24 protein-coding genes are annotated in these 19,910 nt (G+C 69.4%); 14 read left to right on the top strand and 10 right to left on the bottom strand.

Annotated elements, in window-relative coordinates; all coding sequences use genetic code 11:
- The first annotated feature begins 5 nt into the window (after positions 1 to 5).
- The 4 genes from FLX07_RS36930 to FLX07_RS09430 all read left to right on the top strand — a co-directional run bounded on the left by FLX07_RS36930 (position 6) and on the right by FLX07_RS09430 (position 3,255).
- Positions 6 to 1,133 (top strand): sensor histidine kinase, encoded by a 1,128-nt coding sequence (locus FLX07_RS36930; RefSeq protein WP_208762128.1) that lies wholly within the window; start codon positions 6 to 8, stop codon positions 1,131 to 1,133.
- Entirely contained in the window at positions 1,130 to 1,735 is a 606-nt protein-coding gene (locus tag FLX07_RS09420) for a response regulator transcription factor (RefSeq protein WP_142569598.1), read from the top strand. The genes FLX07_RS36930 and FLX07_RS09420 overlap by 4 nt, the downstream gene beginning before the upstream one ends.
- A 131-nt stretch (positions 1,736 to 1,866) precedes the next feature.
- A complete protein-coding gene (locus FLX07_RS09425; RefSeq protein ID WP_142569600.1) occupies positions 1,867 to 2,445 on the top strand; it encodes a GNAT family N-acetyltransferase in 579 nt (192 codons plus the stop codon).
- Positions 2,446 to 2,454: 9 nt separating this feature from the next.
- Positions 2,455 to 3,255, top strand: a complete 801-nt coding sequence (locus FLX07_RS09430) for an alpha/beta fold hydrolase (RefSeq protein ID WP_142569602.1) — start codon at positions 2,455 to 2,457, stop codon at positions 3,253 to 3,255.
- Between the two features lie 13 nt (positions 3,256 to 3,268).
- On the opposite strand, the gene FLX07_RS09435 is transcribed toward FLX07_RS09430, so the two are convergent.
- Together FLX07_RS09435 and FLX07_RS09440 are read right to left on the bottom strand one after the other, a co-directional pair.
- Complete coding sequence (locus tag FLX07_RS09435; RefSeq protein WP_142569604.1) at positions 3,269 to 3,793, bottom strand: GNAT family N-acetyltransferase; 525 nt, start codon at positions 3,791 to 3,793, stop codon at positions 3,269 to 3,271.
- A gap of 58 nt (positions 3,794 to 3,851) precedes the next feature.
- Positions 3,852 to 4,712 carry a helix-turn-helix domain-containing protein gene (locus FLX07_RS09440; protein WP_142569606.1) on the bottom strand — a complete coding sequence of 287 codons (861 nt, stop codon included), beginning with the start codon at positions 4,710 to 4,712 and terminating at the stop codon, positions 3,852 to 3,854.
- Positions 4,713 to 4,851: 139 nt separating this feature from the next.
- Here FLX07_RS09440 and FLX07_RS09445 point away from each other — a divergent pair, with 139 nt between their 5' ends.
- Positions 4,852 to 5,607 (top strand): SDR family NAD(P)-dependent oxidoreductase, encoded by a 756-nt coding sequence (locus FLX07_RS09445; protein WP_142569607.1) that lies wholly within the window; start codon positions 4,852 to 4,854, stop codon positions 5,605 to 5,607.
- Between the two features lie 110 nt (positions 5,608 to 5,717).
- On the opposite strand, the gene FLX07_RS09450 is transcribed toward FLX07_RS09445, so the two are convergent.
- Positions 5,718 to 5,999, bottom strand: coding sequence for a Fe-S cluster assembly protein HesB (locus tag FLX07_RS09450; protein ID WP_142569609.1), 282 nt, complete (start codon positions 5,997 to 5,999; stop codon positions 5,718 to 5,720).
- A 529-nt stretch (positions 6,000 to 6,528) separates the two neighbouring features.
- Here FLX07_RS09450 and FLX07_RS09460 point away from each other — a divergent pair.
- The 5 genes from FLX07_RS09460 to FLX07_RS09480 all read left to right on the top strand — a co-directional run bounded on the left by FLX07_RS09460 (position 6,529) and on the right by FLX07_RS09480 (position 10,182).
- On the top strand, positions 6,529 to 7,425 hold the full coding sequence (locus FLX07_RS09460) for an SDR family oxidoreductase (RefSeq protein ID WP_142569611.1): 897 nt from the start codon (positions 6,529 to 6,531) through the stop codon (positions 7,423 to 7,425).
- Positions 7,426 to 7,430: 5 nt separating this feature from the next.
- Positions 7,431 to 8,462, top strand: a complete 1,032-nt coding sequence (locus tag FLX07_RS09465; protein WP_189104906.1) for a zinc-dependent alcohol dehydrogenase family protein — start codon at positions 7,431 to 7,433, stop codon at positions 8,460 to 8,462.
- A 25-nt stretch (positions 8,463 to 8,487) separates the two neighbouring features.
- Positions 8,488 to 8,913 (top strand): SgcJ/EcaC family oxidoreductase, encoded by a 426-nt coding sequence (locus FLX07_RS09470; RefSeq protein ID WP_142569615.1) that lies wholly within the window; start codon positions 8,488 to 8,490, stop codon positions 8,911 to 8,913.
- 102 nt (positions 8,914 to 9,015) lie between these two features.
- On the top strand, positions 9,016 to 9,657 hold the full coding sequence (locus FLX07_RS09475; RefSeq protein WP_142569617.1) for a winged helix-turn-helix transcriptional regulator: 642 nt from the start codon (positions 9,016 to 9,018) through the stop codon (positions 9,655 to 9,657).
- A gap of 18 nt (positions 9,658 to 9,675) precedes the next feature.
- Positions 9,676 to 10,182 (top strand): DinB family protein, encoded by a 507-nt coding sequence (locus FLX07_RS09480; RefSeq protein ID WP_142569619.1) that lies wholly within the window; start codon positions 9,676 to 9,678, stop codon positions 10,180 to 10,182.
- Between the two features lie 9 nt (positions 10,183 to 10,191).
- Here the strand turns inward: FLX07_RS09480 and FLX07_RS09485 are convergent, their stop codons facing one another.
- The 4 genes from FLX07_RS09485 to FLX07_RS09500 all read right to left on the bottom strand — a co-directional run bounded on the left by FLX07_RS09485 (position 10,192) and on the right by FLX07_RS09500 (position 11,513).
- The gene (locus FLX07_RS09485; RefSeq protein WP_142569621.1) at positions 10,192 to 10,611 is read right to left on the bottom strand and encodes a hypothetical protein; all 420 of its coding nucleotides are present in this window, start codon (positions 10,609 to 10,611) and stop codon (positions 10,192 to 10,194) included.
- Positions 10,612 to 10,672: 61 nt separating this feature from the next.
- Positions 10,673 to 10,885 carry a DUF397 domain-containing protein gene (locus FLX07_RS37600; RefSeq protein WP_142569622.1) on the bottom strand — a complete coding sequence of 71 codons (213 nt, stop codon included), beginning with the start codon at positions 10,883 to 10,885 and terminating at the stop codon, positions 10,673 to 10,675.
- Positions 10,886 to 10,947: 62 nt separating this feature from the next.
- The gene (locus FLX07_RS09495) at positions 10,948 to 11,166 is read right to left on the bottom strand and encodes a hypothetical protein (protein WP_223853046.1); all 219 of its coding nucleotides are present in this window, start codon (positions 11,164 to 11,166) and stop codon (positions 10,948 to 10,950) included.
- 125 nt (positions 11,167 to 11,291) lie between these two features.
- Positions 11,292 to 11,513 (bottom strand): hypothetical protein, encoded by a 222-nt coding sequence (locus FLX07_RS09500; protein WP_142569624.1) that lies wholly within the window; start codon positions 11,511 to 11,513, stop codon positions 11,292 to 11,294.
- 141 nt (positions 11,514 to 11,654) lie between these two features.
- On the opposite strand from FLX07_RS09500, the gene FLX07_RS09505 reads away from it, so the two are divergent.
- Positions 11,655 to 12,386: a DUF5919 domain-containing protein gene (locus FLX07_RS09505; protein ID WP_223853047.1), complete on the top strand. Its 732-nt coding sequence runs from the start codon at positions 11,655 to 11,657 to the stop codon at positions 12,384 to 12,386.
- A 737-nt stretch (positions 12,387 to 13,123) separates the two neighbouring features.
- Here the strand turns inward: FLX07_RS09505 and FLX07_RS09510 are convergent.
- Together FLX07_RS09510 and FLX07_RS09515 are read right to left on the bottom strand one after the other, a co-directional pair.
- Positions 13,124 to 13,933: a ParB/RepB/Spo0J family partition protein gene (locus tag FLX07_RS09510; protein WP_142569628.1), complete on the bottom strand. Its 810-nt coding sequence runs from the start codon at positions 13,931 to 13,933 to the stop codon at positions 13,124 to 13,126.
- Between the two features lie 930 nt (positions 13,934 to 14,863).
- Positions 14,864 to 15,124 (bottom strand): hypothetical protein, encoded by a 261-nt coding sequence (locus FLX07_RS09515; protein WP_142569630.1) that lies wholly within the window; start codon positions 15,122 to 15,124, stop codon positions 14,864 to 14,866.
- 536 nt (positions 15,125 to 15,660) lie between these two features.
- Here FLX07_RS09515 and FLX07_RS09520 point away from each other — a divergent pair.
- Both FLX07_RS09520 and FLX07_RS09525 read left to right on the top strand, forming a co-directional pair.
- Positions 15,661 to 16,344, top strand: coding sequence for a hypothetical protein (locus FLX07_RS09520; protein WP_142569632.1), 684 nt, complete (start codon positions 15,661 to 15,663; stop codon positions 16,342 to 16,344).
- Positions 16,341 to 17,015, top strand: coding sequence for a DUF4166 domain-containing protein (locus tag FLX07_RS09525; RefSeq protein WP_142569633.1), 675 nt, complete (start codon positions 16,341 to 16,343; stop codon positions 17,013 to 17,015). The genes FLX07_RS09520 and FLX07_RS09525 overlap by 4 nt, the downstream gene beginning before the upstream one ends.
- Positions 17,016 to 17,017: 2 nt before the next feature.
- Here the strand turns inward: FLX07_RS09525 and FLX07_RS09530 are convergent, their stop codons facing one another.
- The gene (locus tag FLX07_RS09530) at positions 17,018 to 19,132 is read right to left on the bottom strand and encodes a glycoside hydrolase family 6 protein (protein WP_142569635.1); all 2,115 of its coding nucleotides are present in this window, start codon (positions 19,130 to 19,132) and stop codon (positions 17,018 to 17,020) included.
- Positions 19,133 to 19,257: 125 nt separating this feature from the next.
- On the opposite strand from FLX07_RS09530, the gene FLX07_RS09535 reads away from it, so the two are divergent.
- Entirely contained in the window at positions 19,258 to 19,893 is a 636-nt protein-coding gene (locus FLX07_RS09535) for a TetR family transcriptional regulator (protein ID WP_142569637.1), read from the top strand.
- Positions 19,894 to 19,910 lie beyond the last annotated feature (17 nt).

Below are 19,910 nucleotides of genomic sequence, written 5' to 3' on the forward strand. Positions count from 1 at the left end.
CTGACGTGGGTGAGCAGGGCGTATGGGGGCGTTCCGCCTGGCCGGCGTGGAACCCGGCCGGGTCCGGCTCCCGCGCGGCTCGCGTACGCGGTGTCGTCGTGCTGTCGCTTTTCCTGCTGTGGCCGCTCTGGGAGATCCTGCGCCCGGACGGCGGCGGGCTGGACGCGGCGGTTGGGGCCGTCCTCCCCCTGTACGGCGCGGGCTGGTTGGCCGCCATGACCATCGGGCCCCGCCTGTCGCCCCGGCGGCGGATCCTGCTCGTCGGGTCGCTGTTCGCGCTGGCGGTCGTGGCGGCGCTGCTGCGCGACGGCCCGCTCTACCTCGGCCACGCCGGCCTGTTCAGCTTCGCGCTCGCGGCGGCGGCCTGGCTGTTCCCGGCGCTGTGGGCCGTGCTCCTCGGGCTGGGGATCGGGACGGCCCAGGCACTCCTGCAGTGGGCGGCGCCCGGGCCGGTCCACTGGGATCTCATGGGAGGCCTCTTCCCCGCCGTCGTGATCCCGGTGGCCGTGGTGCTGCTGATCCGGCTCGTCGTCCAGCTCGGCCAGGCCCGCGAGGAGATCGAGGCGCTGGCCGCGGCGGCGGAGCGCGACCGGCTGGCCAGGGACCTCCACGACGTGCTCGGGCACAGCCTGACCACGATCACCGTGAAGACCGGTCTGGCCCGCCGGATGCTGGAGAGCGGTGGCGACCCGGAACACGCGCTGGCCGAGCTGCGCGACGTCGAGCGGTTGTCCCGGCAGGCGCACAGCGAGGTGCGCCTGACCGTGTCCGGCCGCCGCCGGCCGTCCCTCGCCGTCGAGCTCGCGGGGGCCCGCGCCGCGCTGCGGGCCGCCGGGATCAGCGCCGTTCTGCCGCCGTCCGCCGACCGTGTCCCGGCCGAACTGGCCGAGCCCTTCGCGTACGTCCTGAGGGAGGGAGTCACCAACGTGATCCGGCACAGCGGCGCGACCCGATGCGAGGTGCTGCTCGGAGACGGCTGGCTGGAGGTGCGCGACAACGGCCCCGGGCGGAACGCGGCGAGGCCGGGCAACGGCCTGACCGGGCTGGCCGAACGGCTGCGCGCCGTCGGTGGGCGGGTCGAGGCGGGCCCGGTGCCCGCGGGCGGTTTCCGGCTGCGGGCGAGCCGCGCGTGATCAGGGTGTTGCTCGCCGACGACCAGGCGCTCGTACGCGGCGCGCTGGCGGCGATGCTCGCGCTGGAACCCGACATCGAGGTGGTGGCCCAGGTCGGCTCGGGTGAGGAGGTCGTCGAGGCGGCGCGGCGCAGCCGGCCGGACGTGGCGTTGCTGGACGTGCAGATGCCGGGCAGGGACGGGCTGGAGGCCACCGCCGACCTGCGCGCCGCGCTCCCGTCCTGCCGGGTGGTGATCTGCACGACCTTCGGGCGGCCGGGCTACTTCGCCCGTGCCATGGAGAACGGCGCCTCGGGCTTCGTCGTGAAGGACGCGCCGCCCGAGCACCTGGTCGACACCGTGCGCCGGGTCCACGCCGGCCTGCGCGTGGTCGATCCCGCTCTGGCCGCCGAGTCGCTCGCCAGCGGGTCGAGTCCGCTGACCGGGCGGGAGCGCGACGTGCTGCGCGCGGCCCGGCAGGGCGGCACCGTGGCGGAGATAGCGCGGAGCCTGCACCTGTCGGCCGGGACCGTACGCAACCACCTGTCGGCGGCGATCGGCAAGACCGGCGCCGGGACCCGCGCCGAGGCCGCCCGCATCGCCGACGAGCACGGCTGGCTCTGAACCGTCATCGCCGTGAACCGTCATCGCGGTCACTGGAGGTCGTGGGAGGTCGTGGGAGGTCGCGGGAGGTCGCGGGAGGTCGCGGGAAAAGCGAATGACCGGCACGCGGCTCAAGCGCGACAATCGCCCCCATGTCCCAGCAGATACTGCGCACCGACCGCATCACGCTTGTCCCGCTGTCCGACGAACACCTCGACCACGAGATCGAGCTCGACGCCGATCCCGAGGTCATGCGCTATCTCACCGGCCGTGCGCGTAGCCGTGCGGAAGTGGAGGTCCTCCATCGTGAGCGGCTCGCCGCCGCGGACCCCGTCGCGGGGCTCGGCTTCTGGGTCGGTTTCGTGGACGGGCGGTTCGTCGGCTGGTGGCTTCTGGAGCCACCCACGCGTGCCGACCAGGGCCCGGTCGACGGACAGGCCGAACTCGGCTACCGGCTCCTGCGGCGCTACTGGCGCCAGGGCCTGGCCAGTGAGGGAGCCCGCGAGCTTCTTCGCCACGGATTCGAGGACCTCCGGCTGACCCGCGTCTTCGCCGAAACCATGGCGGTCAACGCCGCCTCCCGCGCGACGATGACCTCGATCGGCATGCAGCACATCCGTACGTTCCACGCGGACTGGGAGGAACCGCTCCCCGGCAGTGATCTCGGCGAGGTCGAGTACGCGATCACCCGAGAGCAGTGGCTCGCCTCCCAACCGGCCACGCGTGGTTAGGCTGCCGGCATGGAGGCAGAGATCGGCGGCGCAGTGGTCCATTACGTCGAGCACGGCGACGGGATTCCCGTTCTGGCGTTGCACGGAGCGGGGGTGGACCATCGCGAGATGGCCGGCGCTCTGGAGCCGGTCTTCCGCGGCCGGCCGGGTTATCGGCGCGTCTACCCCGACCTGCCCGGCATGGGGCGCACTCCGGTGCCCGACCGGCTCCGCGGCTCCGACGACGTCCTCGATCTCCTGCTCGGTCTGATCGACGCCGTCGTCGGCGACCAGCAGTTCGTGATCGTCGGCCACTCGTTCGGCGGATACCTGGCCAGGGGTATCGCCGCCCGGCGCCCGGCCCAGGTCGCGGGGCTGGCACTGATCTGCCCCCTCGGCGAGGAGCCGCGTGACGTGCCCGCACACGCGGTGCTGCACGCCTCGGCCGACGTGGCCGATGCGCTGAGCCCGGCCGAGCAGGCCTCGTTCCGGGACTACTTCGTCGTGCAGACGCCCGCCACCGTGGAGCGGTTCCGGAAGTACGTGGCTCCGGCCTTGCCCCTCGTCGACCGGGACGGCCTCGGGCGGGTTTTCGACCAATGGCGGCTGAGCGACACGTCCGCGTACGCGGGCCCGACTCTGATCCTCGCCGGGCGTCAGGACGCCACGGTGGGATACGCCGGCGCGTGGGACCTGGTGGCGCGGTATCCGCACGCCACGTACGCCGTCCTGGACCGGGCCGGCCACGCGCTGCCGCACGAGCAGACCGGGCTGTTGACCGCGCTCATCGCCGAATGGCTCGACAGAGTGGACGAGCACCGCGCCGCATGAGCGCGCGGGCGGCTCACACAATCGGCGGGTACGGATCGCTGCGCAGCCTGCTGTACATCCAGCCGTCGCGCCACTGACCGCGGAGGAACTCCACCGCGCGCAAGACGCCCTCAAGCCGGAAACCGGCCTTCTCCAGCGACTTCTGCTCCGCGATGTTCTCCGGGTGGGTGAACGCCTGGATGCGCTCGACCGGGGTGTGGGTGAACAGGTAGTCGCACAGCATCGCCTGGGCGCGCCAGCCGACGCCGCGCCCACGCCAGTCGGGCAGCAGGGCGATCCCTATCTCCCAGTATCGGGAGACTCCGAACCCTCGCACCGACCAGCTCATCATGCCCGCGGCCGTGCCGTCGGCCTCGACGATGACCCTGCTGTCGTCCACGCCCAGATAGCCGTCGACGGCGAAGCGCCGCGCCGGTGCCTGCGCGTCGCGGAACCCCGCCCAGTCGAGGCCGATCAATCCCGGCTCCGTGACGAAACGCCGGAGCATGGCGAGATCGCCTTCCGCCACCGGTCGCAGTCGTACCTCAAGCGCGCCCACCGTGCCGCCTCCCTTCGTTCTCCCTTCGATGCTCTTCTCGACATTAGCGCTGAGATCATCAGCCCGTGACGGCGCGTAGGGCGCCGGGGCGGCGGCCGGTGAGGCGGTCGAGCCTGGCGGCGGTGGCGTCGTCCGCGGGGAGATAGGCGATCAGGAGTTGGCTGTCGTCGCCGGACAGGCCGAGGGTCTCGTAGGCCAGCCGTAGCTCGCCCACCTCCGGATGCGCCAGTCGTTCGACGCCGGTGCGCCCGGGCGGGCCGGGCGGGGTCGTCAACCGGTCGGTGAAGGGCGCGCCGACGGCGAGGGCAAGTTCGTTGACGAGGTGCTCGACGTGCGGGTCCTCGCGGGAAACTCCCGGTTTCAGCCCGGCGAGCCGCTCGTCGGCGACCCGGTCCCACTCGGGATAGGCGGCTCTGGCCCGGGGATCGGCGAAGACGTACCGCACCAGGTTGGGCGGCCGGCGGTCCAGCAACCCGATGGGGCCCGCGAGCCGCTCGTAGCCGCTCGTGTACGCGAGCACGTCACCGAGCCGGTTGACCACCAACGCCGGGGCGGGTTCGAGCCGGTCGAGCAGCGCCCGGACGGTGGGACGGACCGACTGCGCGGGCGGTCCCTGGCACGGGCCGACGAGCCGGCCGGCGCCATCGGCCGCCTTGAAATGGTGGAGCAGATGGAGGCGCTCGTCGGCGGACAGGCGCAACGCGTCGGCGAGGGCGGCGAGCACAGGCACCGAGGGATGACGATCACGCCCCTGCTCAAGCCGGGTGAGATATTCGACGCTGATCCCGGCGAGCGTGGCCAGCTCGGAACGGCGAAGGCCGGGGGTGCGGCGCCGCCCGCCGCCGGGCAGCCCGACGTCGGCGGGGGTGACGGCCTCGCGGCAGGCCCGCAGAAATTCGCCCAAAGTGGTGTCGCTCACGATTCGCAGGCTATCGAGCGGTCTCGTCTCCGAGCGTGGCCCTGCGGGGGCCAGTCTCGGCCCGGCCTCCCTCCGGTGGTCCCGGTCGCCGGATCCTTGGCGCTGCTCAAGGTTTTCCTACTTTGTGAGGAGCGCGGAAATGGATCTGGGACTCACCGGCCGTACGGTCATCGTGACGGGAGCCTCCGGTGGCATCGGGCGCGAGATCGCCCGCGGGTTCGCCGCCGAAGGGGCCGACGTGGTGCTCGCGTATCACCACTCCCAGGCGGGCGCGGAGCGGCTCGCCAAGGAGATCGGCGGACGCTCGCTCGTCGCGCCGTACGAGCTGGACGGCGGCGGATCGGCCCGCGGCCTGATCGAGAGCGTGCTGGGGTGGTCCGGCCGGATCGACGTGCTGGTCAACAACGCCGTGCACTGGGGCGCGACCGAGCCGGATGCCGGCCTCCCCTTCGACGCCGTGCCCGACGAGAGGTGGCAGACGGTGATCCGGGCCAACATCGAGGGCGCGCTGCGGCTCAGCCGGGCGGTCGTCCCGTCGATGCGGGAGCGCGGATGGGGCCGGATGGTGCACATCTCGTCGAGCATCGCGGTCGACGGCATGCCCGGCGGGGAGTACTACGGGGCGGCCAAGGCGGCACTGCACGGTTTCAGCAGGTCCGCCGCGTTCGGGCTCGGGAAGGACGGCGACATCCTGTCCAACGTCGTCATGCCCGGCTTCACCAGGACCGAGACCAACGTCGCGATGGTCGAGCAGGCGGGCGGTCACTACAGCGCGCGGGCTCCGATCGGCCGCCTGCTCGACGCCGCCGAGGTCGCGAGCGCCGTCGTCTACCTGGGCTCGGCCGCCAACACCGGCATCACCGGACAGGCCGTCAAAGTGACCGGCGGAGCCTGACTCCTGTACGCGAGGGTGACCCGATGTGCGCCCGCGGGGGCCGCCGGTCGATTCGACGCCGGACGACCTGCGGGCCCATACCCCGTGGGCAGTACCGCTGGCGCTTGGATCTACTGGCGCATCAGCTTGAAGGTGTGCTCACCCTCGGCGCCGATCTCGGCGTCGAGTGTCTTGTCGTCGAGCGCGGGTGCCACCCCCGCTTCGACGAAGACCCTGGTGTCCTCCTTCTCGATCACCTGGTCGCCGGCCAGCGGCGCACTCACCAGAGACAGTTCGAGCGAGGCTTCCTCGCCGGGCTTCGGCGCCAGCCGCAGGCCCGCCTGGTCGGGGATGTTCTCACCGACCGTCAGATCACGAATCGCCACGACGGCGTTGTCGGTCAGGGTCAGCATGGAAATGCTCCTTCACCAGTGGGAACGGGATTTCCGGGCACCCGGGGGGAACCGCGGGCACCGTCTGTGCCGGATGGCCCGACGGCGCGTCCGCGACCCGGCCACCTTGATTTCCTTGGCCCGTACCCCCGATCCCGGCGCGAAACCACACAGCGCTCCGGTAAAAGGCATCCCGCGCCAGATCGGCTGATCGTGCCGCGTCGCAGTCGGCGAGAACCGGCCGCGACACCTGAGCCCTGCTGCTCCCCGGCTGGGGCCGGCCGGGTCCGTAGGTCGTCCATCGGGTCGGGCTGGCCGACGCCGAGGTCGCGGGGATGCCGAAGGACCAGGCTCTCGCCCGTCTCCAGCGCTACTGGACCGCCGAAGGCTGATGGCCCGTTCAACGGGTGACGGCGCGAAGGAGGCCGGTGCGCCGGCCGGCGGAGCCCGACCGGCGCGGCAACAGACCCCTCTCGCTCGTACGCATCCAGATACGCATCTCGTATTAGTTACTTGTTTTTCAGTAGTAGTGAGTACTAGCGTCGTAGCCATGATTCTTGTCACCGGAGCGACGGGGCTCAGTGGATCGATCGTCGTCCAGGAGTTCGCCCGGCAGAACGCTCCCGTCCGAGCGCTGGTCAGAGACCCGGACAAGGCCCGGAAGCTCCACGGGCTGCCGGGTGTGGAACTGGTGGAGGGCGACATGCTGCGCCCCGAGACCCTGACGGCCGCCCTGCGCGGCGTGGAACGCGTGCTCATGATCTCCTCCCCGAGGGAGCGGATGGTGGAGACGCAGTGCACCTTCGTCGACGCGGCCAGGGCCGCGGGCGTGCCGCACATCGTGAAGTACTCCGGAAAGGAGTCGGGCGTCGGCTTCGATCCCGGCAGCTTCATCGGGACGCACGAGCATCTGGAGATCGAGCGCCACCTCGAGGCCTCCGGCCTGGCCTGGACCCATCTGCGCCCGAGCCAGTTCATGGAGTTCTACCTGCCCGGCACCCTCACGGGCGTGGATCCGCACCGGCGGGAGCTGCGCATGTCCATCGGCGACAGCAGACTGTCGCCCGTCGCCATCGAGGACGTCGCGAAGGTCGCGGTCGCGCTGCTGAACTCCGACGGCCACGAGAGCAGGGCGTATGACATGACCGGCCCGGAGGCGCTGACGATGAAGGAGGTCGTCGAGCACATCTCGGCGGCGACGGGAACCGCCTTCCGCCATGTGGAGCTGCCTCTGGAGGACAAGCTGCGCGAGTGCGAAGAGGCGGGAATGCCCGAACCGTCCATCCGGATCCTGAGGGAGCTGTTCGCCGAGCGCGGGCGGCGTCCCGAGTCGCACGTTCGGTTGGAGACCCACCGGACCTTCGGAGTGCGGCCCACGAGCTTCGCCGAGTTCGCCCGCGACCACGCGGCGGCGTTCCTCGGGCAGGCGGGTGGCGGCGAGCGGTGACGACGATGCGGGCCGTGGTCGCGCGGGAGGTCGGCGAGCCGGGCGACGTGCTCACGGTTCGCCGCGTGCCGGTGCCCGAGCCCGGACCGGGACAGGTCCTCGTGCGGGTGGACGCGGCGCCGGTGCACGCCGGCGACCTGCACGTCATCCGAGGCCGGTACGGCTACGCGCCGCCGTTCCCGGCCGTGCCCGGACTGGAGTGCGCCGGCACCGTCGCCGCGTTCGGGCCGGGCGCCGGGGACGGTGAGGACGGTGAGGACGGTGAGGACGGGCTGCGGCTCGGGCAGCGGGTGACGACGGTCGGTGTGACCGGAACCTGGCAGGAGTTCGTGGTCGCGGACGCCGCGCAGGTCCTTCCGGTGCCGGATTCGCTGAGCGTCTCCACCGCGGCCCAGCTGATCGTCTCTCCGCTCACCGCGTGGCTGCTGGTCACCGGGCTCGGCCTCGGGCCCGGCGACTGGCTCGTGCAGACGGCCGCCGGTTCCACGGTCGGGCAGCTCGTCCTCGACCTGTCACGCCGACTGGGCTTCCGCACGGTGAACGTCGTGCGCCGCCGGGCCGCGGTGGACCGGATCCGGGCTCTCGGCGGCACGGAGGTGGTCTGCACCGAAGACGAGGACCTGCCGGAACGGCTGGCCCAGCTCACTGCCGCCCACCCGATGTCCAAGGCGATCGACTGCGTGGCCGGGCGAGTGGGGGCCGACGTCCTCCGGGCGCTGGCCCCGGGCGGGGAACTCGTGGTCTACGGGGCGTTGTCCACGCACCGCCAGACCGACCCGGCCATGCTCGGCATCCCCGTGCCCGCCGACGCGATCATCTTCGGCGGCAGGAGTATGCGCGGGTTCTTCCTCTCGCGCTGGTTCGCCACCACGCCTCCCCAGGTCGCGCGCCGCGAGCTGGGCGAGGTGATCGCGCTGGTCGAGAAGTCGGCGATGACCGTCCCCGAGGGGCAGGCGATCCCCGTGGAGCGCGTGCTGAAGGCGGTCCGCCTGGCCGAGGCGCCCGGCCACGGAGGCAAACCACTCCTGGTGTTCTAGACCGCTTTTATTTCTGGAGGATGGAATGAGTTCGGAAGTTCACGAGGCCGCCTCCGGGCAGGCCGAGGAGCGCGCCATACGGGCCCTGTTCGAGGCGACGTCGGCCGCGTGGTCGGACGGTGACGCCGGGGCGTTCGTCGGCCGGTACGCGCAGGACGCGACCGTGATCCTGCCCGGGGTCCATCTGCGGGACAGGGACGGCATCCGGTCCGCCATGGGCGCCGCCTTCGCGGGGCCGCTCAAGGGGTCCAGGCGCATCCACACGACGGAAACCGTCCGGTTCCTCGGCCCGGACGTGGCGGTCGTGGTCACACGGAGCGTCACCACCTTCGCGGGGGAGGTGGAGCCCCCGGCCGACCGCTGGGAGCTGGCGACCTGGACGCTCGTGCGGCGCGGCGGCGAATGGCTCGTCGAGGCGTATCACAGCTCCCCGGCGGGGCTGTCCGGCTGACCGCTGCCCTGTGGGTGAAGCTGTGGTGGACCGTCGCCGCCTCACCCACGCGTTGCACTACGGGAAAGCAAGCATCCGCTCCGGGATGAATAGGATGGGCGGGTGAGCACGGCACGCACGTACGGCGATCCCTGCGCCACCGCGCGCGCTCTCGACCTGCTCGGCGAGCGCTGGGCGCTGATGATCGTCCGGGATCTGCTCTTCGGCCCGAAGCGCTACAGCGACCTGCAGAGCGGCCTGCCCAACGCCAGTCCCACCGTGCTCTCGCAGCGGCTGCGCGATCTGGAGGAGGGCGGGGTGATCCGGCGGCGCAGGCTGGGCCCGCCGGCGCGGGCGTGGGTCTACGAGCTCACCGAGTGGGGCCACGACCTGGAGCCGATCCTCGTGCACCTGGGCCGATGGGGTCGTCACTCCCCCTTGAAGGAGACGACGACGCCTCTGGGGACCGATTCGCTGATGCTCGCTGTGAAGAGCCACCTGGAGCCCGCCCGGCTGGGCGACCTCGACGCCACATTCCTGGTCGACGTCGGCGGGGACGTCTTCACCCTCCGCGTGTCCGGCGGCGAACTCGCGATCCGCCGGGGCGAGCCGGATCGGCAGGACGCGGCGCTGCGGACCGACCCCGCCGTCCTCAAGGCCCTGGTGATCGACGGAACGCCGCTCGACCAGGCCGGGGAGCCGCTGGAGATCACCGGCGACCGCGCGGCCTTCCAGAGGCTGCTGGACGCCCTCGCCACAGACTGACCGAAGGGGAGATCGCAAGTGAGCCCGTCACCGGCATCGAGTGAGGTTTCCTCCCTCCTCGGCTACCTGAACTGGAAGCGGCAGCACGTCCTCGACATCCTGGACGGTCTGGACGAGGCCGACCTCCGGCGCCCGGTCCTTCCGTCGGCCTGGACCCCGGCCGGCCTCGTCAACCACCTCGCCCTCGACGTGGAGCGCTTCTGGTTCCGCGCGGTCTTCGGCGGCGACCCCGAGGCGGTGGCCTGGTTCGCCACCCCGACGGACGCATGGCAGGTGCCCGGCGACCGGCCCGCCTCGGAGGTGTTCGACCTCTACCGCGAGGAGACGGCGCGCGCCGACGAGGTGATCGCCTCCAGCGACCCGGACCAGGCGCCGCGCTGGTGGCCGGACTACCGCGACGACCGGCCGCCGCAGGACCTGCGTCACGCGATCCTCCACGTCCTCGTCGAGACGGCGACCCACGCCGGCCACCTCGACGCGGTCCGTGAGCTGATCGACGGCAAGCAGTTCCTCGTCCTGGACTGATCAGAAGGGTCAGGAGGCGGGGCAGCGGTAGTCGGCATGGCGGTTGGGGGAGCAGCACACCACGCCGCAGGTGAGGAACCGGCCGCCGGTCAGCCAGATGCCCCACTGCACGTCCACGCCGTTGCGAAGTGCCTCGCGAGCGGTTTCCAGGCGGAACCCCAGCCCGATCCGGGCCTCGTCGGCCGGGCGGAGGAAGGAGCCTTCCATCGACCGGTAGCGCTCCGCGAGCCAGGCGAGCGCGTCGTCGGGCGAGGCCGGGGAGGCGTCGATCCGGCGGGCCGGCTTCAGCAGCCAGTCGCACGTACGCATCGGCGGCAGCGGGGAGCCGGTGAACGGGCCGGGGTCGGCGGGCGGCAGCGGCGGCCGTCGCTCGGCCTCGTTGCGCAGCTCCGCCCCTATGCCGCTCCACACGTAGCAGTGCAGGTGCATGGCGCTCCGTAGAGTGGGGGTGGTCCCTGCCCGCTATCACCGGGCAGGGGCCACCGTGCTCCTACAGTGTGGTCAGGCTGGCCGCGTGAAGCTCGGCACCGGTGAACCGGAGAGTCCCGGCATCCGGGTTCTTGCTGTCACGCAGGGCGAAGGCGTCGGCCTCGCCCGGAATCGGGGCCAGCTCGACGCAGGACTCCATGCCCTCTTCCTGCTGGTTGCCGCCGCACAGCCGCCGGAAGCGCAGTCCGGCGAGGTCGCGGTCGTACAGCTCCATGGCGCGCCTTCCTGTCGGTGGTCCCGCCTTGGACGGTGCGCAGGGCGGGCGCCCTGTGGGCCTTATCGGGCCTTGCCGAGCAGCAGGTCCATCCACATGCGACGCGCCCGCGCATCGGGCAGTCGTTCGCTCTCCCTGGTCTTCGGCTGGTCGCCGCTTCGGTGCGTACGGCGGACGAACAGCACCCCGCCCGACGCGCACAGCTCGTACGCCAGCGGCGAGCAGTGGTCGCAGGTGTGGGCGACAACCCGGGCCCGGACACTGCGCCTGGTCTCGCCCATCCACCGAATCGCGACACGCCCCGGCTGCTCCGGAGCCACATGCAACCCGGGACAGGTGGAGTCCGCCTGGGTCAGAGACTCGAGCGCCCGGACGGCGGATGCTCGGAGGGCAGATACGCCGCCACTCACTGGGGCGACAACCCTGCGGCGAGCTCTTCCTGGTCGCGGAGCCGCGCAACGAGTTGGTCGGCGTCGTCAGCGTCGATGGTGTGGCTCAACCCGTGACTCAACTGCGCGTCGGTGAGTCGCTGATTACGTGTGGCCCATAGGCGATCCGCTGAGCTCCGCCAGATCGTCCAGCGGGGGAACGCGGCCTGCAGATCCTCAAAGGTTGTCGTCGTGGACATGGCGACAGCGTGACCTAGCGTGTCAGGGCATTCACACCGCGTTCTCGGGACGTGCGGGACGTTCTGCGTTACCGTCGGGATACGTCCTCAACGTCCCCCGATTCGAGGTCGCCGATGACCAATCACTCTCTACGCCAAGCCATGTCCGGTGCGAGACTTACCGAAAGGGACCTCGCATTCCGGTGCGAGGTGGACGTTAAGACGGTGTCCCGCTGGCTGGCTGACGAGGCACGCGTGCCGCACCCACGCCATCGGTGGGCCGCTGCCGCAGCGTTGGGAGTGGATGAGTCCGTGTTGTGGCCCGAGGCGATAAGGAACACGGTCAAGACCGGCCCCGATCGGGAAGTGGTGTCGGTCTACCCCTACCGATCAGCCTGCCCGAAGAGTGTGTGGCGGGCGCTCATCACCGAGGCGAAGTCAACAATCACGCTGGCTGGATACACGAACTACTTTCTCTGGCTTGAGCACCCTAATCTGGCAAAAGTGCTCCAGCGCAAAGCTGAGCAGGGCTGCCGCGTTCGTTTTCTGATCGGCGACCCCGACAGCGAGGTAACCCGCCGCCGCGAGGAAGCCGAAGCGGTCCCGCTCACGGTGTCCACTCGGATCCGTATCACGCTAGCCGAGCTCGATCACCTCAAGGACGTGCCGGGAATTGAGGCGCGGTTCGGTGATGAGCACATCGCCCTGTCGGCGTTCCAGTTCGACGACGAGATGCTCGTCACCCCGCACCTGGCCAAGCTAGTCGGCCACGACTCGCCGCTCCTGCACCTGAAGCGCCACCAAGACGACGGCCTCTACGACCGCTTCGCCTACCACGTGGACGAGCTGTGGTCGGCCGGCCGCGACATCTGGCTAGACACGAAAGCGAGATGAGTATCGTCCGCCGAACTCAGCGCGGTCTAATCCATGCCTCTTCTTGCTGGTTGCCGTCACGCAGCGCGCTCCGGCGAGGTCACCTCAGCCGCCGTTGGGGTGGTTGGCGCCAGGGAAGACACTTAAGCTCTTCGCCGAAGTTCTTGGCTCACCGCTGGGAGAAACGAGAGATGCTCCCTCCCGAAGGGCTGGATTACTGGCACGTCCTGTTGGGCGATCACCCAGAGGTCCGGGCGATAGCGAGCGAGGCCCATCGACGACTGGCCGGATTCACGGGGCTGGACCCCGTGTCGTACGAGGGGCTGCACCTGACGACCATCATCGTCGGGTTGACGGACGAGATCACAGAGGAGCGGCTCGTCGTGCCGATCGCCGAGGCGTTGGAACGCCTGGCGGATATGCAGCCCATCACCCGTGACGCTCGGCTATATGCTCTCCCGCCCTGCGGCGGTCGCCCTAGGAGCGCGTCCAGCGAAGGTCCTGACGCCGATGCTCGACGCCGTTGCCTCACGTGACAGTCGTCGAGTAGCGGAACAGCCTGCCGCTCCCGTCATCGCGGTCCTGGGTCGTCACCTATCAAATTGATCGATGACGACAGACCGTATCAACGTTATTGTCCAGGACAACCCGACCATATATGGAACTGGCGCCCCCGCAGAGATTTCATTGGGTTCCTCTGCCGTATGGAACGGTCCGTCGGGCTACGCGCTTGCCCGGCGGACCGTCATTTAATCAGGTTAGCCGACACGGTTGGCGGCGCTTCGTCCCTTGTTCCAACTTTCGACGACCATTTGGTAGCACTGGCTCTCCCTCGACCCAGTGCCGCTGTTGTTATAGCCGCCGTTTGAAGCTCGCGTCAACGCTTCGGAGCGCCAGCGTGCCGCCAACCCCCGCTTGAGCATCTTCTTTGCGAGTTCGTAGTCGTCGACGTTGGCGCCATGGCGGTGAAGGAACATGGCTACGCCCCCCAGGATTACGCCATCCCAGGACTCCTTGTCTCTACCCCAGGCTGCTTCAACCACCGTCAGGGTTCGGTCCAGGATTTCCCAGCCGTACTGCTTGGTGATACGCAGTACGGCCGATACTGCGCCGACGCTGTTCGTCGAGCTTGAACCCAGACCAAGGTTATGGCTCTTGAGTACTTGGTCGACGCTCACGCAGAGAGCGTCACCGGCGGTTAAACCGACCTTGTACTCATCCAGCGTGCTGACCTTAGCCGACTCCCTGTTCTTGATGAGGAAAAGAGTCGCCTCCTGTTGCTGGTTGAGGCCATAGTGAATCTCTGCCTTGATTGTCCGAAGACCTCGGAGTCTGCAGGCCTCAGTGCGGTGCATGCCATCAACCACGTACCGGTTGCCGTCACCACGCTCGGAGATCACGATAGAGCCGAGAGCGTCCACGATGAGGGTGTCAGCGATGCCCTTCGCCCGCTTCTGATTGAGCCCGCGCTGTGCATCTTCATCGATCTTAAGTGAGTCGATTTCGACCTCAACGCCATACTCAACTCGGTGATCCGGAAGTTCGTACTGGAAGCGAGACTTGGCCATGGGAATCTCCCTGTCTAAAGGTGCTTGAGCTGGGGTTTCGTTGAATCGAGAGGGGTCTCCAGCGGAGGAGGAACGCGCCTGAGGAACTCGGTCGCAACTTTTTCGCTGGTTGTTGACACTGTCCTGCGTGCGTTTCCGTTCCGCTCCTCCCAGTGCAGGACAAGTAGCAGTGGCTGCCTATGGTGGCTGGTTGCCCGGTGCCGTCTCCCCTTGTCAATCGTCGGTTCGAGTAATACCGCCAGGGTTGCTAGGACAGGTACTGCAACCCATGCAAGCAGGTTGTGCTTCCACTCGGTGGCGAGGTTCACAACAACGGCCAGCCCAGCTGTGGCGAGAGCGCCCCAAAGGTTCCGTGCCTTGAGGTTCATATCTGATGGCCTATCGGGACGGCTTCTCGGTTGAAAGGCCATCCTGTGTCCGTGCTCAACACCGATCAGGCCTGCCCCGGCACTTTAGCGACCGCCTCGCTGATGCACAACCCGAACTAATGCTACCTCTTGTCAATAGCCGCGCGAAAGTAGGCCTTATGGGGATGAATCGCCCGCTCGTAAGTGCTGCATAGGCGGCAACTTCTCTTGATAACAGAGAGGTAACGTCGCAACTGTCGTAGTAGTGCGACCGGCCGGGGGCTCAACCGGCTCAGGCATCGCGGGTGGAAGGACTGCCTCCGCCGTGCGGTGCGGTAGCGGTCAAACTGCGGGGTGCGGAAGACGGTGGGCGCTGTCTACTCAGCGGAGCACGCTGAGTGACTGTCATCAGCCGTTGAATGACATGAGCCATGTCCCCTACGGGTGGAGACAGTGCTGCCTCGCAGGGGCGAAATCTATCGGGCGGCCGAGGAGCAGGTCGGCGCTACTACTGCGTCACTCATTACGTGAACGAGTTGTGCTTGGCAGGCTGTACGCAGCGCCTGGACGGCCAGGTCGCAGGTTAGGGGCGCTCTCCCGTCGCCGTTCCTCGAAGGTCGGGGAAGGTGGAAATGATCAGGCGGAGGAGCTGCTCAGCATGTTCGCGATCGAACTGGAGGGTCTGGCTGGTCTTCTTCTGAGTCTGCCGCTGGTCCGACCCATAGGTGCTGAGCTGCAAGAATACGCCCTCGCTTGTGCGAACCATCTGATAACCGCAGTCCACGACCGTGGGGTGCGAGCTAGAGCCCTTCTTGTCCTCGAAAAATTCCCTGACCTTCGCCATGCCGGCATTCTGGCGAACACTTCGGTGCTAGGGAAGGGGGGAAGCCGTGGATGCATTCGTGACCTGTGGTTGTCCGCAGAGATAATCGTCTCGCTTGGCCAGCGGTCGAGCTGACCTACGCCGTCAGCCGGAACTCCTCGTGGCGCTCCTCAAGCGCACGTGCATCAAGCCAGTCCCGCCGTGACCTGGGCAAGCTCAAGCTGAGCCCGTTCATCTCCTGCAGGTCATAGCGCAACATGAGACCATCGATCTCTTCCGGTGCGTCCGCCTGAACCTCGACGATGTGATCAGGCCGTCTGTCGAGGACAGAACCAAACAGGTGCGGCCATGTCAGGAGCAGCCTCCCTGAGCGGCGCGGCCACCCTGATGCAGTCATCCGTCAGTCGGGAGTGCATGCGTGAGATGCCGGCATCGCCATCGCTCGGAAAGTCAGGGGTGAACGACCAGTGCTGATGCCCTGACCAGGAAGCTTGAGCGTCTGCTCAAATCGGCCTACGCTCAAGTTTGAGCGAACGCTCAATGGCTGGAGGGTGTGCATGGCTCGGTTTGTGTACGTGGAGTGCCTGATCAGGGCTGACATGGACGCCCTCTGGGAGTGGACGCAACGGCCTGAGCTGCATCAACGGTGGGATCTGCGGTTCACGGAGATCGACTGCCTGCCGCGTGCCGACGACGGGCCGCAGTGGTTCCGGTACGCCTTCAAGCTCCTGCCCGGGCTTGTCATCAACGGCATCGGCATCACGACGGGGGACCGGCACGACACCGGCGGCAGGACGTCGGCGTTGCGGTTCGCCTCGGACCATCCGCTCTCGCTGATCCGCTCCGGCTCCGGCTACTGGCGGTACGTCCCCACCGACGACGGCGTGCGCTTCATCACTCGGTACGGCTATCGCCCCGGCTGGGGCAGGGCCGTCGACCTCGTGTTCCGGCCGTTAATCGGCTGGGCGACGGCCTGGTCCTTCGACCGGCTCCGCCTCTGGCTGGAAACTGGCCGTACGCCGGAGCGTTCCCTGTGGCAGGCCCTCGCCGAAATCTGCCTGCGCACCCTCGCGACCGCCATCGCCGTCACAACCACTCCGGCCGCCGTCGCCTGCCTCGTGGGAGCGGCGGCCATTCTCCTGCCGCCGCTGCCGTCGACCCCGGCGGCCCGCCGCTGCCTGCGCCGTCCGCCCGACCGGCAGACGGTGCAACCCCCGCACACCCTGATGGAGACCCGATGACGTCGATCTTCCAACGTGCCCTCGGCGCGGACTTCGCCCGCCTGCACCCGCAACTCCAAAGACGCTTCGGCGTCAGCGTCGTCGGCGGGCGGGCCTGCGTCGGCACGGGGGTCATGGAGCACATTTGGCACGCGGGATTCACCCGGCCGTTCCTCGCCCTCGGCGGAACCCGCAACATCCTGGTCCCCGCGCAGGGCCGGCAGGTGCCGTTCACCATCGAAAACTACCCGTACGTCGACACGTACGGCCGGGAGACGGTCAGCTTCGTCCGCACCTTCGACCTGCCCGGCCGCCCCCGGCGGTTCGACGCACAGATGGTGCACGACCCTGCCAAAGGCATCATCGACTACCTGGGCTCGCACCAGCACCTGGCCGTTGACCTGGATTTCCAGGTGGACGAGCGTGGGGGCCTGGTCATCCGGTCCGGCGGGTTCCGCTTCCACGAGGGCCGGCTCTCCTGCCGTCTCCCCGCACTCATGACCGGCACCGCCGTGGTCCGGGAGTCGTACGACGACGAGGCGGGGGAGTTCCGCATCGGGGTGACGGTCTCCCACCCCAGGCTGGGCCCCATGTTCGGCTACTGGGGCGCCTTCCAGGTCCACTACGTCGACGTCACCGAGCACGGCGTGCCCGCTACGGTGATGCCGCGGCGCGAAGAGGCACGCCTGTGAGCTCAACGCAGCGGGGGCACGGCGTTGCGAGCGCGTTCGAGGGCGAGGGCGGGCCACCAGGTGCCGCCAACGGGGTCCACCTGGTGATGCACCGGATCCTCCGGCCCGGAGCCGCCGCGGAGGCACCGCCCGTTGGACTGGCCGGGATCGCGGATCCACAGGAAGGCGTCGGCCAGCTCGCTGTCGGTGTCGGTGGTCGGGCGGGGGCCGACGCCCCGCCCTGGCGGGTTGCACCACAACTGGGGGTCGGCGTACTTGCCCTCGGGGGCATCCCACACGCCCTTGCCGTTGCGGCTGGTGTCGATGACGAAGTGGGTCAGTGGCGCGTCGGCCGGCACGGCGTCGATCTCGGCGTCCGCACACGCGCTTCCGCCCTTGGCGGCGACGAGGTAGACGCAGCGGGAGAGCCTTTCCCCATATAGGAGGAGGCTGTCGGTGTCCTGGAAGTCCGAGCTGTTCAGATAGAAGCCATCAGCCCGCCCTATCGCGGCCTTGACCAGCCGATCGGCGATATCGGCGACGGACTCGGGCCAACCCTGGATGCCGCCGTCGAGGTAGACGGCCGTGTGCGGCAGCGCCCCCAGGCGGTCGACGGCGTAGCCGAGCTCGCGGTAGCGCTCGGCGGTCCCCGCGGTGCCGCCTGTCGGGCAGTTGTCGGTGCCGGGCACTTTGGTCAGGCTGTTCGGTTCGAGCACGACCACCGCCCGGCCCGCGCCGATGCCGGCCGCGACCTGGTCGATCCAGTCGCGGTACTCCTGCTCGTTCGGCGCCCCGCGATCGGAGCAGTCCGTCAACGGGATGTAATCCGTGAGGAACACCGGCACGGCGTCGTGGGCCGCGGCGAGCCGCATCGTGGACCTGACGGTGTCCTCGGCCTCGGTGGCCGGTCCGTTCAGGTTCACCGTGTGTGGCACCGCGGCGAGGGCGCGCATCAGCGCGGCGTCGACCTTCCTGCCCTGCGCCTCCCAGGCGTCCGCCTGGCGCTGCGGGTCGGGCTCCTGCTTGTACGCGAACCCTACGGCGGGCTCCCGCAGCGGATTGCCGCCGGTGTCGGCGGCGGAAGCGGACGGGAGCGCGGCGGCCACGGTGGCAGCCGACGTGGCAGCCGAGGTGGCGGATGAGGTGGCGGACGAGCCGGATGCGGCGGGGCCCGACGAGGTGCCGAGCCAGGTGGCGGTCACCGCCGCGACCAGGGCAAGCGCGCCCACCCCGGTCCCAATCACCAGGCTGCGGCGGCGTCTCCCGCCACCCCCGGGAAGAGTGGCGACCGAAGGTGCCGAAGAACCGGTGAGCGTGTCGAGGATGTCCTGAACGGCCGGTCGTTGTGCCGGGTTTTTGGCCAGGGCGCGTGCCACCAGCGTGCCCAGCGGTCCGTCGAGGCCGGTCAGGTCGGGTTCCCCGTTGACGACTCGGTTGAGCACGACGGGGAGCGGTCCGTTGCCGAAGGGGGCGTGGCCTGTGCCGGCGTACGCGATCGTGCTCGCCCAGGCGAAGATGTCGGAGGCGGGTGTGAGAGGGCCGCCGTCGAACTGTTCTGGGGACATGAACGAGGGTGTCCCGACGACCGCGCTGCTCATGTGTCCGGCCATGTCGGTCAGGTGGGCGACACCGAAGTCGATGACCTTGGGGCCGATGGGGGAGAGCAGGACGTTGCCGGGTTTGAGGTCGCGGTGGATGATGCCGGCGGCGTGGATGGCGCGTAGGGCGGTCGCGATGCTGACGGCGAGCCCGTCCAGGCTTGAGCCGCGTAGCGGTCCGTCCCGTTCGATGGCCTCCCGCAGGGTCGGCCCTGGGACGTACTCGGTGACCAGATAGACGGTTTCTCCGTCCACCTCGGCATCGAGGACGGCGGCGGTGCAGAAGCGGGCGACTCGCTTGGCCGCTTCCACCTCGCGGCGGAACCGGCGGCGAAAGTCGGGGTCGGCGGCGATCGTGTGGTGGAGCAGCTTGACCGCCACGCGTGTGCCGTCCGGTGCCTCGCCCAGGTAGACGGTGCCCATCCCGCCCTCGCCCAGCCTGCGCACCAGCCGGTAAGGCCCCACCTGGGCCGGGTCACCGGCGCGCAGGCCGGACTCATGCTGCCCAGGTAAGTCCCCCGCCTCGCTGCCGCCGTTCACAACGCCCCCGCTGGGATGTCCGGAAGGTCAGGTCACTACGGATCCTATTGACCGCCGCCGGGCGCGGCCATGGCCGAACACGTGCCGCTACGGTGAAGCCGCGAAGAGGAACGAAGGGGGAGACGATGGGCGACACCCGGACGAGGCTGCTCGAAGGGGCTCTGGAGACGTTGCGGACCCAGGGCATCGCGGGGGCCTCGGCGCGGGCGATCGCCACCGCCGCCGGGGTCAACCAGGCGCTCGTCTTCTACCACTTCGGCACTGTCGACGACCTCCTCGCCGCGGCCCTGCGGCACGGGTCGGAGCAGCGGGTGGCCGTCTACCGGGCCCGATTCGCGGCCGTGAACACCCTGAAGGAACTACTCGACCTCGGCCGTTCCCTGCACGCCGACGAGCGCGCCGCGGGAAACCTGACCGTGCTCGCCCAGATGCTCGCGGGCAGCCAGATGGACGACAAACTCGCCCCCGCCACCGCTGCCGGCCTCGGCATGTGGGTCACCGAGATCGAGGAGGTCCTCGGCCGCGTGCTGGCCGGCAGCCCGCTCGCGGAGTTCGTGGACGTCGCCGGGCTCGCCCGCGCCACCGCCGCCGCCTTCGTCGGCCTCGAACTGTACGAGGGCGTCGACAAGGACGGCGCGGAGCAGGCGTTCGACAGCCTGGAGCAGCTCGCCGGCCTGGTCGCCGTCCTGGAGGACATGGGCCCGATCGTCCGGCGCACCGTACGCTCCCGGCTCCGCAAGGCCGGCTCCGCTGAGACGTAAGCCGAGAAGTGAGCCGA

Origin of the sequence: Microbispora bryophytorum (assembly GCF_006874465.1) — a bacterium.
GTDB lineage: Bacteria > Actinomycetota > Actinomycetes > Streptosporangiales > Streptosporangiaceae > Microbispora > Microbispora bryophytorum.